At 45.2% G+C, this 16,251-nt stretch carries 18 protein-coding genes and 1 tRNA gene; 15 read left to right on the top strand and 4 right to left on the bottom strand.

The genetic code is table 11. From position 1 onward, the window contains the following. Window positions 1-16 precede the first annotated feature (16 nt). From acpS to era, 4 genes are all read left to right on the top strand, one after another. Window positions 17-424: a holo-ACP synthase gene (gene acpS, locus R3D86_02670; protein ID MEZ5757106.1), complete on the top strand. Its 408-nt coding sequence runs from the start codon at window positions 17-19 to the stop codon at window positions 422-424. Window positions 425-524: 100 nt separating this feature from the next. Next, window positions 525-1,325: a signal peptidase I gene (lepB, locus tag R3D86_02665; protein ID MEZ5757105.1), complete on the top strand. Its 801-nt coding sequence runs from the start codon at window positions 525-527 to the stop codon at window positions 1,323-1,325. A 17-nt stretch (window positions 1,326-1,342) separates the two neighbouring features. Next, window positions 1,343-2,032: a ribonuclease III gene (gene rnc, locus R3D86_02660; protein MEZ5757104.1), complete on the top strand. Its 690-nt coding sequence runs from the start codon at window positions 1,343-1,345 to the stop codon at window positions 2,030-2,032. Between the two features lie 22 nt (window positions 2,033-2,054). Beyond that, the gene (gene era / locus R3D86_02655) at window positions 2,055-2,969 is read left to right on the top strand and encodes a GTPase Era (GenBank protein ID MEZ5757103.1); all 915 of its coding nucleotides are present in this window, start codon (window positions 2,055-2,057) and stop codon (window positions 2,967-2,969) included. Window positions 2,970-2,984: 15 nt separating this feature from the next. Here the strand turns inward: era and rocF are convergent, their stop codons facing one another. Beyond that, window positions 2,985-3,923, bottom strand: coding sequence for an arginase (gene rocF, locus R3D86_02650; GenBank protein ID MEZ5757102.1), 939 nt, complete (start codon window positions 3,921-3,923; stop codon window positions 2,985-2,987). A gap of 218 nt (window positions 3,924-4,141) precedes the next feature. On the opposite strand from rocF, the gene R3D86_02645 reads away from it, so the two are divergent. From R3D86_02645 to R3D86_02600, 10 genes are all read left to right on the top strand, one after another. Beyond that, window positions 4,142-4,624: an Lrp/AsnC family transcriptional regulator gene (locus R3D86_02645; protein MEZ5757101.1), complete on the top strand. Its 483-nt coding sequence runs from the start codon at window positions 4,142-4,144 to the stop codon at window positions 4,622-4,624. A gap of 126 nt (window positions 4,625-4,750) precedes the next feature. Beyond that, complete coding sequence (locus R3D86_02640; GenBank protein ID MEZ5757100.1) at window positions 4,751-6,811, top strand: TonB-dependent receptor; 2,061 nt, start codon at window positions 4,751-4,753, stop codon at window positions 6,809-6,811. 80 nt (window positions 6,812-6,891) lie between these two features. Next, window positions 6,892-7,089 carry a hypothetical protein gene (locus R3D86_02635; GenBank protein MEZ5757099.1) on the top strand — a complete coding sequence of 66 codons (198 nt, stop codon included), beginning with the start codon at window positions 6,892-6,894 and terminating at the stop codon, window positions 7,087-7,089. 31 nt (window positions 7,090-7,120) lie between these two features. Continuing rightward, window positions 7,121-7,408 carry an Asp-tRNA(Asn)/Glu-tRNA(Gln) amidotransferase subunit GatC gene (gene gatC, locus R3D86_02630; protein ID MEZ5757098.1) on the top strand — a complete coding sequence of 96 codons (288 nt, stop codon included), beginning with the start codon at window positions 7,121-7,123 and terminating at the stop codon, window positions 7,406-7,408. 11 nt (window positions 7,409-7,419) lie between these two features. After that, window positions 7,420-8,904 (top strand): Asp-tRNA(Asn)/Glu-tRNA(Gln) amidotransferase subunit GatA, encoded by a 1,485-nt coding sequence (gene gatA / locus R3D86_02625; protein MEZ5757097.1) that lies wholly within the window; start codon window positions 7,420-7,422, stop codon window positions 8,902-8,904. Continuing rightward, complete coding sequence (gene gatB / locus R3D86_02620) at window positions 8,901-10,385, top strand: Asp-tRNA(Asn)/Glu-tRNA(Gln) amidotransferase subunit GatB (GenBank protein MEZ5757096.1); 1,485 nt, start codon at window positions 8,901-8,903, stop codon at window positions 10,383-10,385. Before gatA ends, gatB begins: the two co-directional genes overlap by 4 nt. A 353-nt stretch (window positions 10,386-10,738) precedes the next feature. Further along, entirely contained in the window at window positions 10,739-11,008 is a 270-nt protein-coding gene (locus R3D86_02615; GenBank protein MEZ5757095.1) for a hypothetical protein, read from the top strand. A gap of 179 nt (window positions 11,009-11,187) precedes the next feature. Next, a tRNA-Ser gene (locus R3D86_02610) sits at window positions 11,188-11,277 on the top strand. A gap of 157 nt (window positions 11,278-11,434) precedes the next feature. Further along, complete coding sequence (locus R3D86_02605; protein MEZ5757094.1) at window positions 11,435-12,550, top strand: ATP-grasp domain-containing protein; 1,116 nt, start codon at window positions 11,435-11,437, stop codon at window positions 12,548-12,550. Between the two features lie 125 nt (window positions 12,551-12,675). Next, the gene (locus R3D86_02600) at window positions 12,676-12,939 is read left to right on the top strand and encodes a hypothetical protein (GenBank protein MEZ5757093.1); all 264 of its coding nucleotides are present in this window, start codon (window positions 12,676-12,678) and stop codon (window positions 12,937-12,939) included. A gap of 54 nt (window positions 12,940-12,993) precedes the next feature. Here the strand turns inward: R3D86_02600 and R3D86_02595 are convergent, their stop codons facing one another. After that, window positions 12,994-13,296: a hypothetical protein gene (locus R3D86_02595; protein MEZ5757092.1), complete on the bottom strand. Its 303-nt coding sequence runs from the start codon at window positions 13,294-13,296 to the stop codon at window positions 12,994-12,996. 134 nt (window positions 13,297-13,430) lie between these two features. Between R3D86_02595 and R3D86_02590 the strand changes: the two genes are divergently transcribed. After that, the gene (locus R3D86_02590; GenBank protein ID MEZ5757091.1) at window positions 13,431-14,153 is read left to right on the top strand and encodes an ABC transporter permease; all 723 of its coding nucleotides are present in this window, start codon (window positions 13,431-13,433) and stop codon (window positions 14,151-14,153) included. On the opposite strand, the gene R3D86_02585 is transcribed toward R3D86_02590, so the two are convergent. Both R3D86_02585 and R3D86_02580 read right to left on the bottom strand, forming a co-directional pair. Next, complete coding sequence (locus R3D86_02585) at window positions 14,150-14,875, bottom strand: DUF1080 domain-containing protein (GenBank protein ID MEZ5757090.1); 726 nt, start codon at window positions 14,873-14,875, stop codon at window positions 14,150-14,152. The genes R3D86_02590 and R3D86_02585 overlap by 4 nt on opposite strands. A gap of 14 nt (window positions 14,876-14,889) precedes the next feature. Next, on the bottom strand, window positions 14,890-16,188 hold the full coding sequence (locus R3D86_02580) for an aminotransferase class V-fold PLP-dependent enzyme (GenBank protein MEZ5757089.1): 1,299 nt from the start codon (window positions 16,186-16,188) through the stop codon (window positions 14,890-14,892). Between the last annotated feature and the right edge of the window lie 63 nt (window positions 16,189-16,251).

Raw genomic sequence — 16,251 nt, 5'->3', positions numbered from 1 at the left:
ATATTGGAATTACTAAATGAGAATCATAGGTCTGGGAAATGATTTGGTGGATATCCGCCGTATCGAAAAATCATTAAACCAGTTTGGTGGCAAATTCATGGAACGGGTTTTTACCGACCATGAAATTGATTATTGCAGATCGAAAGGGAATGCGGCGGCAAATTTTGCCAAAAGATTTGCAGCCAAGGAAGCCTGTACAAAGGCATTGGGTACGGGAATAGCCAAGGGGGTATATTGGAAGGATATTTGTGTGATCAATGATGATGCCGGTAAGCCGACTTTAAAACTTGGCGGCGGGGCACTTGAAAGGCTAATTGAGCTGACACCGAGCGGTATGCGGTATCAAATTGATCTATCCATTACAGATGAACACCCTATGGCACAGGCAATTGTTATTTTTACGGCACTGAAAAGTGATGAATAAATATAGAATAATATTTTGAGATTTTATATTTCATGGGTTATTGCTATGTGTTGAATGAAGGATTAGGGTATAGTGAAAAAATTACAAATGGTTACAGTTCATGAGCGAAAAAGAAGATAAAGCAATTGCCAAGGATTTGGCGAAATCAGTCCTGTTAAAAGAAGACGAAAGCTGGGCGGATTTCTTTAAGACAATTTTTTATGCCTTTCTGATTGCCATTTCTTTCAGAACGTTTGTATTGCAGCCATTTTCCATTCCATCAGAATCGATGTTGAAAAATCTTATGGTTGGCGACTTCCTGATGGTCTCGAAATTTTCATACGGATATTCAAAACATTCTCTTCCCTGGAGTCTGCCACTCATTCCGGGAAGGATATTTGCGTCTGATGTTGAGAGAGGTGATGTTGTCGTATTTCGTCTGCCAAGGGATCCGGATACATATTATATTAAGCGTATTGTTGGTGTTCCGGGGGATAAAATACAGGTTAAGGGTGGCCGGCTTTATCTGAATGATGAGAAAATTCCAACAAAACAGCTTGATGATTATGTTCGTACTGATGAATATGGCCGTGAGGAAAGATTTCACCGTATCCAGGAAACAATGCCAAATGGCAAAAGTTATGTAACGCTGGATATTCAGTATATGCAGGGTAGTATGGCAGATGACACAGATGTCTATATTGTACCTGAAGGCCATTATTTTGCGATGGGGGATAACAGGGATAACTCACAGGACAGCCGCTGGCCGAGCAGTTCAGGTGTCGGTTATGTTCCAGCTGAAAATATAATAGGTAAAGCACAGTGGATTACACTTTCATTTGATAATAAAAGTGCCCTGTGGGAGTTTTGGAAATGGTTTCCTGCCGAGCGCAGAGAACGTTTTTTTACAAAAATTAACTAAGCAATTCAGGTGGAGCATTGACAGAATATAAAGGTCAATATGCTGAGTTATATAATATTCTTGGCTATAAATTCAAAAATGAAACGCTCCTTCGTGAAGCGCTAACCCACCCCAGTCTTGAGGGTAATCCAAATTATCAGCGGATGGAGTTTGTCGGTGACCGCGTTTTGGGGCTTGCCATAGCAGTGTGGATGTATGAACTTCACCCAACCGCAGATGAGGGAGGGCTGGCCAGCCGGCATACAAATCTGGTGCGACGGGAGGCCTGTACAAAAATCGGCAAAAAGCTGGAGCTGGGAAGATTTCTGCATATGGCAAAAAGTAGTGATGAGACGGGCGGGCGAACCAGAAACACAATAATAGCCGATTCAGTGGAAGCCATTATAGGGGCTATATTTCTTGATTCAGATTTTAAAACAGCGGAAAAGTTTATCCGCAGGAACTGGGTTGATCTTGCCAATAATGTGAAAGTAGCGGACCGCGATGCAAAAACCAAATTACAGGAAATGGTACAGGCAACAGGCAGACCCACTCCTGTCTATACAACCATAGACAAGTCTGGTCCCGATCATGAACCCGTTTTTACCATTGCTGTCAGGGTACAGGATGAAGGGGAAGAAATAGCCAAGGGGCAGTCAAAAAGGGAAGCGGAAAAACAGGCAGCTTCCCTCATGCTGGCAAGGCTTAAGAGCAGCTGGAATAAGTGATCAGTTTAATGAAAGTAATTGAATGACAGAAGAGCTTGATATAAAGGCAAAGCGCTGTGGATTTGTTGCCCTGATAGGGGCGCCCAATGCCGGTAAATCAACACTTCTCAATTCGCTTGTTGGCAGCAAAATTGCTATTGTTACTCATAAAGTTCAAACCACAAGATCGAGACTTGTTGGAGTGGCGGTACATGGCCAGTCCCAAATGATATTTGTTGATACGCCGGGCATTTTTCAGCCGCGCAAAAGGCTGGAACGGGCAATGGTAGCGGCGGCATGGGAAGGAGCCAATGATGCTGATGTCATTATTCTGCTTGTCGATTCCACAAAAAAACTGGATGACAGCACCAGATTGATTGCCGAAGGACTTAAAGAAAGTAATAAGAAAAAAATTCTGGCTCTTAATAAAATTGACATTGTCAAACGGGACAGTCTGTTGGCTTTGTCAAAGGAGCTCAATGAGCTTGGCGGCTTTGAGGCCACGATGATGATTTCAGCAAAAACAGGAAACGGTCTTGCCGATCTGCAGAATGAAATAGCGAAATTCCTTCCGGAAAGTCCCTGGCTTTATCCGGAAGATCATTTGACCGATATTACGGAAAGGATGCTGGCCTCGGAAATTACCCGGGAAAAGTTTTTCCTGCGTTATCATGAGGAGCTGCCCTATGCCGCAACGATTGAGACGGAACGCTGGAAAGATTTAAAAGATGGCAGCGTGCGGATTGAACAGGTCATTTATGTTGAGCGGGACAGCCAGAAAGCGATGGTTATCGGTAAAGGCGGGCAGGGCCTTAATACCATTGGCAAGATGGCACGGGAAGAACTGGAAGAGCTGCTTGACCGCAAGGTCCATTTATTCATTTTCGTAAAGGTACGAAAAGGATGGAGCGACGATAAGGAGCGCTACCAGAATATGGGTCTTGACTGGGTCAAATGATTATGGCTTAGGCCATTATTCTCCCTGATCAAGTGAATGCGTTGGAAAAATCTGGCGGCCAAAAAGACTTGCTGTCAGATCAACAGCAATTTCAGCCGTGCTGTTTTTAGTGTCCAGTGCCGGGTTGATTTCAGCAATATCAAGCGATCCCATAAGCCCTGAATCATGGATCATTTCCATGCAAAGCTGGGCTTCCCGGTAAGTAAGGCCGCCGGGAATGGTTGTCGCAACCCCCGGCGCAATGGAGGGGTCCAGACTGTCCACATCAAAACTCACATGAAGATGGGCGCCTTTAATGGCAACATCATGCAATATTTCCTGCATGGTCTGGCGTATGCCGATTTCGTCTATTCGGCGCATGTCGTAAACATTTATACCGCTTTCGATCACCAGTTTTTTTTCATTTTCGTCAACGGATCGGATGGCAATCTGGTAGACATTTTCTGGTTCTACCATCGGAATTGCGTGACCGATAGCAAGCAGGTCGGGATGACCGTTACCGGTCGCAACGGCGACGGGCATTCCGTGAATGTTGCCGGAAGGGGATGTCACATTGGTATTATAATCGGCATGGGCATCAATCCAGAGGATGCAGATTGGCTTTCCAGTTTCCGAACAATATTTTGCAATGGCCGCTACAGAACCGATCGACATGGCATGATCCCCGCCCATCATGATTGGTAATTTGCCTGCCTTTAACTCGTTATAAATGGCATTTCGGATATTTTCCGACCATTCAGTTATTTCCTTTAAATGACGATATCCATTTTCCGGCGGCTGTTCTGGATTGGCAGGACCCCGGACGTCGCCTGCATCAGTGACATTGATGTCCTGTTTTTTCAATGTTTCTAAAATACCTGCAACGCGGAGGGCTTCCGGTCCCATTGAGGCGCCACGGTCACTTGCCCCCATATCACTGGGAACACCAACGAGCGATACATTATTATTCATCATATTCTGCCTTTAAATTTTAATTGAACCCGGGAAGCAGCCGGCTTCCCGTTCTGATAACCGGAACAGAGTCTGGCACAAAATTGCCTGAATGAAATTTTTATTTTTAAAATTAAGCCAAATAATATTCGGTGTACTTGAATTTGGCTGAATTTTATTTTATTATTTAATATTTTTAATAAGTTAGTCTTATTTAATCTTGATTATCACAGGATAATATTATGAAAAAGAAAGCTATTGATCAGATTGACCTGAATATTCTTTCGATTTTACAGTCGGATGCAAAAATTACCAATCATGATCTGGCCGGCAGAGTAAATCTTTCGCCAAGCAGTTGCCTGCAAAGGGTAAGGCGTCTTGAAGATGAAAGATATATTGAACGCTATATGGCTCATATTGACCTGAACAAGGTTTGCCGAACGGTCACCGTAATATTAACAGTGAGCCTTCATGACCACACCAATGAAAACTTTGAAAATTTTAACAAGGCAATAAAGGAATTTCCCGAAATTGTTGAATGTTACACGGTGAGCGGCAATTTTGATTATTTTCTGCGGGTGGTCTGTCCGGATATGAAAAGCTATCTTGCCCTCAATGACGCCCTGATTGAACGGATGGGCGGCACAGCCAATATAAGCGGTCATGTTGTCCTGGAATGTATTAAACCGTTTGAGGGCTATGCAATAGACGCATTGGTTGAATAATGCGATTAGTGGTTGAATGTTCCGATTTTTCTTGACTCATGGTTTCCCGTTTTGTTTTATTGATACGTTATATAATAACGATTATTAATAGCATTCTAATAAATTTATATATTAAGTGATAAAAAAATGAATAATAAAACTGCCTGCATAATAAGGGGAACACTGTTTGTTTGTTTGTCGGCGGCCTGCGCCGAAGCGTCTGCTGCTGAAAATGAGGAAGCCACATACGAAAATAGTGAAGTCGATAAAATTGTCGTTTATGGCCGTGCCGAACAGCTGATCGGCACCGCCACGTCAGCATCCGAAGGGGTTGTCGGTTATGATGATTTCACCACCAGGCCGCTGCTTCGTGTTGGTGAACTGGTTGAGGTCATCCCCGGCATGGTCGCAACACAGCATAGTGGCACCGGAAAGGCCAACCAGTATTTCCTGCGTGGGTTTAATCTGGATCATGGCACCGACTTTTTTGCCAGTTTCGAAGGAATGCCAATCAACCTGCCGACCCATGGCCATGGGCAGGGGTATCTTGATCTCAATTTCATCATTCCGGAAGTTGTTGAAACGGTCACTTACCGGAAAGGGCCTTATTCCCCCGAAATTGGCGATTTTTCATCCGCCGGGTCGACCAATTTTAAAATTTATGACCGGCTCGACCGGAATTTCGCGGAAGTCGGCATAGGTGAAGATGGCTATTACCGCTTTGTCAGCGGCAACAGTTTTGATCTGGCTGGCGGTGATTTCCTTTTTGCCGCTGAAGGGCAATTGAATAATGGTCCATGGGTGCTTGATGATGACCTGCGTAAATATAACGCCCTTGCGAAATATACCCGTGATCACGGTGATCTGAAGGCGGAGGTGCTGGCAACCGCATATTATTCAAAATGGGATTCAACAGACCAGATCCCGCGCCGCGCCGTATTAAGCGGCATGATTGATGAAATGGGTTACATTGATGACGATCTGGGTGGGGAAACAACCCGACTTTCCCTTACCACCAAAGTGACGACTGATAACCTTAAAGCGCAGGTTTATGCCCAGTATTATGATTTTGACCTTTTTTCAAACTTTACCTATTTCCTGGATGATCCGGTCATGGGCGATGAATTTGAACAGGTGGATAATCGAAGCATCTGGGGCGGTAATTTATCCTATCAGGATCAACTGACTGTTGATGATGTTGATATTGAATGGGAGGTCGGCGGCTCGCTTCGTTATGATCGTATCGGCGAAGTCGGCCTTTATAAAACCGCCTCCCGTATCCGCCATCAGACCGTCCGCAATGACCGGGTTGATGAACTGGCCCTTGGCGCCTATGGTAACCTGACCGCATTTCTGAATGATGATTTCCGGGTAAGCGGCGGGTTTCGGGCCGACCGTTACAGTTATGATGTGACGGCACAAAGACCGGAAAATTCGGGCAGCGGCAATGATGCAATCTTAAGCCCGAAATTCTCGGCAGCATACAGACTGACGGACGCGGCAGAAATTTACGCCAATTACGGTCATGGCTTCCATTCAAATGATGTGCGCGGTGCCGCCATCAGCGTCGACCCGGTCAGTGGCGATCCGGTCACTGCGGCACCACTGATTGCCAAAAGCAAGGGTGCGGAATTCGGTGTCCGGCTTGAACCGGCGGAAACGGTCAATTTCACCGTGGCCGGGTTCTGGCTTGATGTGTCCTCGGAACTGGTCTTTGTCGGGGATGCCGGCGGGACGGAAGCCAACGACGGCAGCCGCCGTTACGGTGTTGAATTTTCCGGCTTCTGGCAGGCAACAGACTGGCTCGCCTTTGATATGACGGCGGCCTCCACCGATGCCAAATTTAAGCTGCCCGCGGATTTCCATATTCCCGGCTCGGTCGGGGCGGTTCTGGGCGGCGGGGCAACGCTCACCCTTGATAACGGTATAACAAGCAGCTTAAGAGTGCGTCATTTTGGCAGCGCCCCGTTGATTGAGGATAACAGCCAGCGCTCAAAACCGCTGACTTTGGTCAATTTCGGTGTTGGTTATGAATTTGACGCCTACAAAATTGATCTGGATATTTTCAACCTGTTTAATTCAAAGGCGCGGGATATTTCATACTTCTACGAATCCCAGCTGCCGGGGGAGACGGGCCCGGTTGAGGATCTTCATTATCACCCGGTTGAGCCATTCACCGTCCGCCTGAGCTTCAGGATATCCTATTAGTTATTTCCTACCACTCAATTCTGTCATACCCGCGCAGGCGGGTATCCATTATTCAGGCGATTGAGGAATGATGCGGGTTAATGGACTCCTTCTTTCGCAGGGGTGACGAAGAAAAGCAGTGTAACCCCCGTCATCAAAAGATGATTTATGGTGATCAGCTTATGCCAAAATGGGGTGTCTTGCAAATTTCAATAAAAACAGGGGTGCGGGGGGCAGTTGACGCTTGCGATTATGCCGCGCTGGTGTTAGGTTCCGGCAATTATAGTGACTTAAATTGATAGCAAAAATTGATAGAAAAGCAGAACCGATATGTCAGTTGATAAAGATACAGTTGCGAAGATCGCAAATTTGGCCCGGATTGAGGTGAGCGAGGATGAACTCGAAAGCACCGTGGGAGAGCTAAACAATATACTGGACTGGGTTGAGCAGCTGGGCGAAGTCAATACCGACGGCGTGGCGGCCATGACCAGTGTTGTTGCCGCCGATCTGCCCTGGCGCGAGGATAAAATCACTGACGGTGGCTACCGTGATCAGGTTCTGAAAAATGCACCGCAGGCCGAGCATGGTTTCTTTGCTGTGCCAAAAGTAATCGAATAGGGGATGGGATAATGAGTGAACTTACAAAAATGACCCTGTCCGCGGCCCGTGATGCCCTTCATAAAGGGGAAATCAGTGCGGTGGAAATCACCAAAGCCCATCTAGCGGCGATTGAGGACGCAAAAGAACTGAACAGCTATATCGTGGTGACGGGTGATCAGGCACTGGACATGGCGGCAAAGGCTGATGACATGATCAGGGGCGGAAATGCCAAGGGCATGACCGGTATTCCGATCGGCATTAAAGACCTATACTGCACCAAGGGTGTCCACAGCCAGACCGCCAGCCATATTCTGGACGGTTTCAAACCGGAATATGAAAGCACGGTGACCGCCAACCTTTGGGCCGACGGCGCGGTGATGCTTGGTAAAACCAATATGGATGAGTTCGCCATGGGCTCCTCCAATGAAAACAGCTATTACGGCCCGGTGAAAAACCCGTGGCGGGCGTCGGGGTCGGATAAAGACACCGTACCCGGTGGCTCATCCGGTGGTTCCGCCGCGGCAGTGGCAGCTGATATTTCCATTGCCACAACAGGGACCGACACCGGCGGTTCGATCCGTCAGCCGGCGTCCTTTACCGGGCTTGTCGGGCTTAAGCCGACCTATGGCCGCTGTTCCCGCTGGGGCATGATTGCGTTCGCATCATCGCTTGATCAGGCAGGGCCCTTAACCAAAACCGTGCGCGATGCGGCGATCATGATGGAAAGTATGGCCGGGTACGACCCGAAGGATTCAACATCCATCAATGTGCCGGTGCCAAATTATGAAGCGGCGTTAAGCGGTGATATTCGCGGGTTAAAAGTTGGCGTGCCGAAGGAATACCGCGTTGACGGCATGCCGTCGGAAATTGAAAAATTATGGCTGCAGGGCATCAACTGGCTTAAGGAAGCGGGTGCTGAAGTGGTGGATATCATTCTGCCGCATACGAAATATGCGCTGCCGACTTATTATATTGTGGCCCCGGCCGAATGTTCATCAAATCTGGCCCGTTATGACGGGGTTAAATATGGTCTGCGTGTGGATGGCAACAGCCTAGATGATATGTATAAGAAAACACGGGCCGAAGGGTTCGGGGATGAGGTCAGGCGCCGTATCCTGATTGGCACCTATGTGCTGTCGGCCGGATATTATGATGCCTATTATTTAAAGGCGCAGAAAGTCCGCACCCTGATTGCCGGGGATTTCAAGGCGGCTTATGAAAAATGTGATGTGATCCTGACCCCGACCGCGCCGAGTGCGGCTTTTAACCTTGGGGAAAAGGTATCCGACCCGATTTCAATGTATTTAAATGATGTGTTCACGGTTCCGGCGTCCCTTGCCGGACTTCCCGGTATTTCGGTGCCCGCCGGGCTGAGTGCGGAAGGACTTCCGCTCGGGTTACAGCTGATCGGTCAGGCCTTTGGTGAAGAACAGCTGCTTAACGTTGCCGGAGTGCTGGAAAGCGCGGCTTCTTATAAAGAAAAACCCGCAAAATGGTGGGGAGAAAAAGCATGACAAAATTATACCAAGGCGCCACAGGAGACTGGGAAGCGGTCATCGGGCTTGAAATCCACGCCCAGGTCATATCGGAATCCAAATTATTTTCCGGGGCATCAACCGCTTTTGGTGCCGACCCGAATACACAAGTGAGTTTCGTGTGCGCGGCCATGCCGGGAATGTTGCCGGTGATTAATGAGGAATGCGTCCGTCAGGCGGTCCGTACAGGACTGGCCATGGGTTGTAAAATTAACCTTCGCAGTATTTTTGACCGTAAAAACTATTTTTACGCCGATCTGCCGCAGGGCTATCAGATTTCACAATTTAAAGACCCGATTGTCGGCGAAGGCCATGTCAGGATTGATCTTGAGGATGGCACAACCAAGGATATCGGGGTGGAGCGTCTTCATCTTGAACAGGATGCAGGGAAATCCATGCATGACCAGCATCCAACCATGACATATGTTGACCTTAACCGCTCCGGCGTTGCGCTGATGGAAATTGTTTCAAAACCCGATATGCGCACCCCGGAAGAGGCAGGGGCCTATTTCCGGAAAATCCGTTCGCTGGTCCGTTATGCAGGCACCTGTGACGGTAATATGGAACAGGGATCAATGCGGGCGGATGTCAATGTCTCCGTCCGTCGTCCAGGGGAGCCGTTCGGCACCAGGACAGAAACCAAAAATGTCAACTCGATCCGCTATGTAATGATGGTTGTTGAAAGCGAAATCCGCCGCCAGATTGACGTGCTTGAGGATGGCGGCAAAATTGACCAGGAAACCCGGCTGTTTGATGTGGCAACCGGCACAACGCGGACGATGCGATCAAAAGAAGAAGCGCATGATTACCGCTACTTCCCGGATCCTGATCTATTGCCACTTGAATTTTCACAAGAATTTGTGGATGAACTGGCAAAGGATATGCCGGAGCTGGCGGATGCTAAAAAAGACCGTTTTGTAGCCGAGCTGCATATTAGCCCCTATAACGCCGGTGTGCTTGTGGCGGAAAAGGAAAGTGCCGATTATTTTGAAGCTCTGCTTGCGGCAGTGGTCAAGAAATCCGGTAAGCCTGTATCCGAGCTTGGTACGCTGGTCGCCAACTGGGTAATTGGTGATCTTTTTGGTGCCCTTAAAAAACTTGGTGTCGGTATTACCAAAAGCCCCGTGTCCATTGATCATGCGGCTGAGCTTTTATGCCTGCAGATTGATGGCACAATTTCCGGGCGGATTGCCAAGGAAGTTTTTGAAAATATGCTGGAAAGCGGCAAATCACCGGAAGCAATTGTTGAGGAAAAAGGCCTTAAGCAGGTTTCCGACACAGGTGAGATTGAAGCCATGATTGATGAAATTCTGGCGGCCAATGCCGACAAGGTGGCAGAATATCGTGGTGGTAAAGATAAGCTTTATGGCTTCTTCGTTGGGCAGGTGATGCAAAAAACCGGCGGAAAAGCCAATCCGCAGGTCGTCAATCAGTTGCTACGGCCAAAGCTTGACGGCTGATAGTGCCAATTAAAGAATAATTTTAAAGAAGCTGGTGACTGAAAAGCGCCGGCTTCTTTTTTGTGCCATAATTATAGCTAACGCCTATGGTTTATATTTCATTACCTAATGGTATAAAGTGATTCTATTTTTAAGATGATTCCGACTTCTGAAACCCTGATTTTTGCAAAAATTAACCTTTGTTCTATTTGTTAACCTTTAAAAGTTAACTATATTTATCTTTTATTATCAACAACTTATCAAATTAATTTTGTCGTTAACTAAATTTTTATAGTTATAATTCAACTTTGTTAATCATAAGACGAAAAAATAGTCGTCAAACGAGAAATATAGTTAATTTAGGAGAAAATGTTATGGGAAATGTTGATACGAATTATCTGGCAAACAGACTGGCAGATGCCGAACGCGGTAAAGCGGAAGCTTTTTATGATCTTGGTCTGCTTTATTCAATCGGACATGGAGTAGAGCAAAATAATATTGAAGCCCACAAATGGTTTAATCTCGCCGCCATGCGCGGAATGTTGAGCGCGCAGATTGACCGTGCTGAAGTCGCGGACAATATGTCAACGATGGAAATTTCTGAAGCACAGCGCAAAGCGCGTGAATGGATGACACAACACTGATATTGCTGCATCCGGGCGGATGCAAGCACATTAGTTGACTATTGCTGTTCCCATAGCGCATAGTATTTTTAATGTGAAGAAGGCATGGAAAAATTTTCCATGCCTTCTTTTTTTGTTCATTTCAAATTTTGGGTAGAAATGTTTTGACAAGCGCGTCCAACACAACTAAAAACGGCGGCGGAGAGGTGGCTGAGTGGTCGAAAGCGCTCCCCTGCTAAGGGAGTATACCTGAACAGGTATCGAGGGTTCGAATCCCTTCCTCTCCGCCACTTATATGTAGGCCTTAAATGGGCCTTTTTTATTTATGAATATATTCCATAAAATCATCGGCAATTTCCAAAAATCAACATAATTTCGAAAGAATTAATTGATAATATTAGCTTTTGGTGAAGTTTGTATATATATAAGTCTATTCGGTTGTTTTTAATGGAGAATATTACGGTGAAATCATCGTTGAAGGTTGCTCTTCTGGCCGGTATGGAATCAATTGATTTTAAAGTTCTGTACTGCCTTTATAGAGAGTTTAATAATATCTATGTTATTTCTAATGATAAAGAATCCATTTTAAAATCTTCCAGATATAAAAAGAAGTATATTTATATCCCCTGGTCGGCAAAATCAGAAGATCAGGAAAATAATATTGCTGCCATAAAGGATTTCTTTGATGAAAATGGTGTGGACTTTATCATTACCGGCGGTTGCGATTCATCGATATTTCTGGATAAATATAAAGACAGTTTTCCAAACCAGAAATTTTTTCCAACGCTGGATTATAAAACTCTTCAACAAATAGATCATAAATGGACTTTCACGGAAAAATTGGTGAAAGAAGATATTCCTACTCCAAAGACGTTTTATATTGATAAAGAGAGTAAAATAGATGAGACCAGCCGTAAAAGGATTGAACAGGAAATCGGGTTTCCATTAATGGTTAAACCTGTCCTGAGCGACGGGTCATTAGGGGTTAGAAAAATAAAAAGTTTTGACGCTTTAAGGGACCATATTTTTGGAGAGCATGCATATAACGACTTCCCGCTGGTCATCCAAAAATTTGTGGAAGGAAGTGATGCATCATTTTGTTATCTTGCCCTCAACGGAGAGGTACTACATTTTTGTATAAAAGTTTTCTTAAACGAAGATGAAGTTGAATATTACGACCATCCTGAAATTGAAGCGTTGGGAAGAAAAATAATTAAATTCTATAAAATGACCGGGCCTGGAAATTTTGATATCAGAATAGATAAGCATACGGGCAAAATATATGTAATTGAATGTAACCCGAGATTCTGGAGATCGGTTACCGCTTCTATGTGGTGTGGGTTAAATTATCCCGAAGCAATGATTAGGAAAACTATGGGGCTGGAATATAATGCTGAAAGACCGATGGGGAATTATATATTAACAGGGAAAAAGGTAAAAATGCTCGCCAGGAAACCGTGGAAGTATTTTTCTTTTTCCAAATCAGAAAAGGAAGAAATCTGGTTTAATCTAACGGACATTGGGCCCCAGCTGGCACTTTTTATGCGCCGGTTTAAAGATTGAATAATGTTTCTTTTGGTCAGACTTTATCAAATACATTTTTGACAGTTGCGTGTCCTTTTATCAATACGCCTTTAAAGGGCCTTAATTGTTGCAGATCATAGTGTCACAACAGCGAGGACAATATTATGAAAAAAATAATTAATCTTATCACATCAGCATTCATTGCTCTTTCATTATCATTATCAATGGCTTTTTCTTATCAGGCTGCGCCTCAATCATCGGATAAAGCGAAGGAAATGATGGAAAAAAAAGCAGAAAAGATGATGGAGAAAAATGCCGATAAAGGTGAATCTGCTGAAGCAAAAATGAATGCTGAGCAAAAGAAAATGGAAGGTCAGGCTAAAGCAACTGCAGCCAAATCAAAACCAAGACCACCTTCACGACGTTGATTTTTTTATTTTCATGTAAGTTAAATAATAGGCCATTTTCTAATTGAAAATGGCCTATTTCTTAGACGACGCCATATAATAATTTACGTCTTTTTCCAGATTTTGCAGAAATTCCAGATAATCGGATTGTTCGGCCTGACTGAGAAAATTATAAACGACAGTCAGATGTTCATCCTGTTGTTCGACAACCGTTTCAACCTGTTCCATAATGACCTGAATATGATCAAGAAGGGCTTTTGCTTTTTTTAAGCTAACATTCTGTTTTTGCAGTTTAGGAAGAAGCTCTTCGCCTTGAAAAATATTAAAATCTACTGGTGATAACTCATTAAAATGATGATCTATTTTCTCATTGATCACAATTGAAGCCTTTCTATACTATTGGAGAATGATAAAATTTATTATTGCAGCTTGGCAAATTAATTTTCTGGATTTTTTCGGTGCTTTTCAAACCTTGCTGTTATAAAGTTCCACATTGATTGAATTAAAGGATCATGATGGATAACGTTCAGGTCATACCACTGGAAAATCTTGCGCTTGCTTTTATTCCGGTGGCAGTCGTTGTTGTCATTCTTCATAAATGGAAGAGTGACGGACGAGAGGGGCTTTTTGGCATATCACGCATGCTGGTGCAGCTTCTGATCGTCGGTTATTTTCTGAATTATCTGTTTGATGCAAAAAATGCATGGATTGTACTTGGCGTTCTTGCCCTTATGCTGTTTGTATCAAGCTGGATTGCGCTCAGAACTGTTAAAATAAAAAGAAAAGTCCTTTATCCGATCGCTCTTACATCCATTCTGGTAGGGGGTGGGTTTGTACTCATTTTAATTACCCAAGGGGTGCTTGGGCTGGATCCTTGGTATGAGCCACGATATCTCATTCCCTTGGGAGGAATGATTTTTTCCAGCTCAATGAACAGTATCAGCCTTGCCGCCGAGCGGATAAAAGCGGAAAGAAGAAGAGGAATTGAATTTGATAAAGCGCGGAGCATTGCCCTGCGCGCAGCACTCATTCCGATTGTCAATGCGCTTTTTGGTGTTGGCCTGGTTTCACTTCCCGGTATGATGACCGGACAGATTTTGTCCGGTGTCTCACCACTGATCGCAGTCAGATACCAGATTATGGTGATGTGTATGCTCTTTTCCGCATCGGGACTTTCGGCCAGTTTATTTCTAAGCCTTATTAAGTCGCAACTTGATCCGGAAAAAAAACTTTAATCCAGCTTTTTAACTTTCAGGTTTTTAAACCAGACGGGTTCTGTATGATCCTGTAACCCAAGATAACCTGACTTGCTTTTACCAAAACCTGGCCAGGTGGCAAATTTGCTGTCGGCGATCAGGGCAGCCCAATTATCATCCCACATAGTGGTATCAATGACCAAATCACCATTCTGGTAAAATTGGACATTATTCCCCATCACCCTGATCAGAACGTCATTCCACTCTCCGACAGGATGAACATTTTCAACGCGGCTTTCCATCAGATCATAAAGGTCTCCTGCTCGGTGCTGCTTGAATTTCCCGTCAGGATGACCGTCATTATCAAGCACCTGCATTTCCGGTGCCGTTTCATATGGAAACTGATAGGCGTCATCTTCAACAATGTTGAAGAAAATACCGCTGTTTGAGCCCGGAGCGACTTTCCACTGCAGTGAAAATTCAAACTGGTCATATATTTCCCGGCTGATAAGATCTCCGTTGGTCCCATTCGCTTCCGGATTAAAATATATGGCATTATCGTCAATGATCCACTTGGTTGGCGCGTCCTTCATCCGGTAACCGCGCCAATGGGCGTTTATGTCTTTGCCATCGAACAACAGCTGCCAGCCAGCGGCCTTTTCCTGGGCGCTCAGCTCATTATCTGCTGCGTATGTTACGGTGCTTGGCCCATTTGAAATAAACTGCGTAGATAGAATGAGTAAACAAAGTTTTTTTAGCATGTTTAATCCGTTCCTTAAATTGAGGCAGCAATATAATCGGCAATTTGTCCCATTTGCTCAGCGCTGTTATAAATATGCGGACACAGCCGTAGGCGGAGTACGTCCTCACGACCACCAATATTGCCGGCTATGCGGTATTTATCATAAATGGTCTTGGCCGCTTTTGGTGCATCGGTACCGGGAATGAGACCGACAAAAATTCCGCTGTTAAAACCATCTGCCTGTTCCGTCAGCACTTTGATATTGGGAATTTTTGCTTTCATTTTATCACTCAGTAAATTGGCCAGATAATTGATGCGGGCTTCAATTTTATCCTGCCCGATCATTGTGTGAAATTCGACGGCACGTCCCAAGGCCCATAACCTTCCGTCATCACGCTGTCCCAGACTTTCATATTTTTGTGCGCCGTTTTCTCTTGCCCGCTCCCATCCGACGGTCACAAGGTTTGGCCATAATTCATTCTGGACTGATTTTTTGACATAAATAAAACTGGCTTCACGGGGGCCGAGTATCCATTTCTGGCCGCTTGACGTATAAAAATCGCATCCCATATCGTGAAGATCAATATTCATATAGCCGAATGTCTGGGCGCCATCGACAAGGCATTTGGCGCCATTGGCATGGGCAAGGGCTGTCATCTCCTTTCCCGGAAGGGTCGTGCCGGTCACGTTGGAAACGTGGCTGAAGGCAAGGACCTTGGTATTGGAATTAATGGCTTCCTTGAAGGGGCGAAGCAGGTCATCAATGGTGTTAAGAGTTTCATCGGTTGAAACTGTCACCACTTTAAAGCCGAAACGTTCTGCCCTCTGATGCCAGGCAACATTATTGCAAGGGTGGTTTTGGTCCCAGATAAGAACCTCATCGCCGGGGCCGAGGTCGAGCCCGTTAATTACTGTATTATTGGCTTCTGATGTGTTTCTGACAAATCCGATTTCATCGGCATCCGCCCCAAGAAAACCGGCAATAAATTCACGGGATTTTTTGGTCAGGTCGCCATATTTAGCCCTGTTTTGAAAAGAACAGTTTCTTTCCATATCGCGGGTATGTTCGATCACCGTGTCATGTACCACTTTTGGTGTTGGCGTCATATTGGCGGCATTCATCATGATCAGATTATTCTCAATAATAAACTCCTCACGTAGCTTGTCCCAAAAGGCTTCATTATCAGTCATTGCCCCTTGCGCGGCGGCCGCGAGTGCACGAACGTCACCTCCTGCCAATGCAACCGTGTTACTCCCCGATAAAAACAGGGCGCTCATTCCTGCGCTTGCCCCAACCTGTTTTAAAAAATTGCGTCTTGATTGGCTCATCATTTTTCTCCCAAAAATTTTGAACATTATTGTTTGCGAATTATTGTAAACCCCGAATGCAAATTT

Source organism: Emcibacteraceae bacterium (assembly GCA_041396985.1).
Classification (GTDB): Bacteria; Pseudomonadota; Alphaproteobacteria; order Sphingomonadales; family Emcibacteraceae; genus Pseudemcibacter.
Note: the sequence above shows the minus strand (reverse complement) of the source record. Positions and strands in the feature narration are given on the sequence as shown.

Bases quoted from the DNA above. Each gene is read 5' to 3' on its own strand.
- acpS (MEZ5757106.1), top strand. From the start codon at position 17: ATGAGAATCATAGGTCTGGGAAATGATTTGGTGGATATCCGCCGTATC.
- lepB (MEZ5757105.1), top strand. From the start codon at position 525: ATGAGCGAAAAAGAAGATAAAGCAATTGCCAAGGATTTGGCGAAATCA.
- era (MEZ5757103.1), top strand. From the start codon at position 2,055: ATGACAGAAGAGCTTGATATAAAGGCAAAGCGCTGTGGATTTGTTGCC.
- rocF (MEZ5757102.1), bottom strand. From the start codon at position 3,923: ATGATGAATAATAATGTATCGCTCGTTGGTGTTCCCAGTGATATGGGG.
- R3D86_02645 (MEZ5757101.1), top strand. From the start codon at position 4,142: ATGAAAAAGAAAGCTATTGATCAGATTGACCTGAATATTCTTTCGATT.
- R3D86_02640 (MEZ5757100.1), top strand. From the start codon at position 4,751: ATGAATAATAAAACTGCCTGCATAATAAGGGGAACACTGTTTGTTTGT.
- R3D86_02635 (MEZ5757099.1), top strand. From the start codon at position 6,892: ATGGACTCCTTCTTTCGCAGGGGTGACGAAGAAAAGCAGTGTAACCCC.
- gatC (MEZ5757098.1), top strand. From the start codon at position 7,121: ATGTCAGTTGATAAAGATACAGTTGCGAAGATCGCAAATTTGGCCCGG.
- gatA (MEZ5757097.1), top strand. From the start codon at position 7,420: ATGAGTGAACTTACAAAAATGACCCTGTCCGCGGCCCGTGATGCCCTT.
- gatB (MEZ5757096.1), top strand. From the start codon at position 8,901: ATGACAAAATTATACCAAGGCGCCACAGGAGACTGGGAAGCGGTCATC.
- R3D86_02615 (MEZ5757095.1), top strand. From the start codon at position 10,739: ATGGGAAATGTTGATACGAATTATCTGGCAAACAGACTGGCAGATGCC.
- R3D86_02605 (MEZ5757094.1), top strand. From the start codon at position 11,435: ATGGAGAATATTACGGTGAAATCATCGTTGAAGGTTGCTCTTCTGGCC.
- R3D86_02600 (MEZ5757093.1), top strand. From the start codon at position 12,676: ATGAAAAAAATAATTAATCTTATCACATCAGCATTCATTGCTCTTTCA.
- R3D86_02590 (MEZ5757091.1), top strand. From the start codon at position 13,431: ATGATGGATAACGTTCAGGTCATACCACTGGAAAATCTTGCGCTTGCT.
- R3D86_02585 (MEZ5757090.1), bottom strand. From the start codon at position 14,875: ATGCTAAAAAAACTTTGTTTACTCATTCTATCTACGCAGTTTATTTCA.
- R3D86_02580 (MEZ5757089.1), bottom strand. From the start codon at position 16,188: ATGATGAGCCAATCAAGACGCAATTTTTTAAAACAGGTTGGGGCAAGC.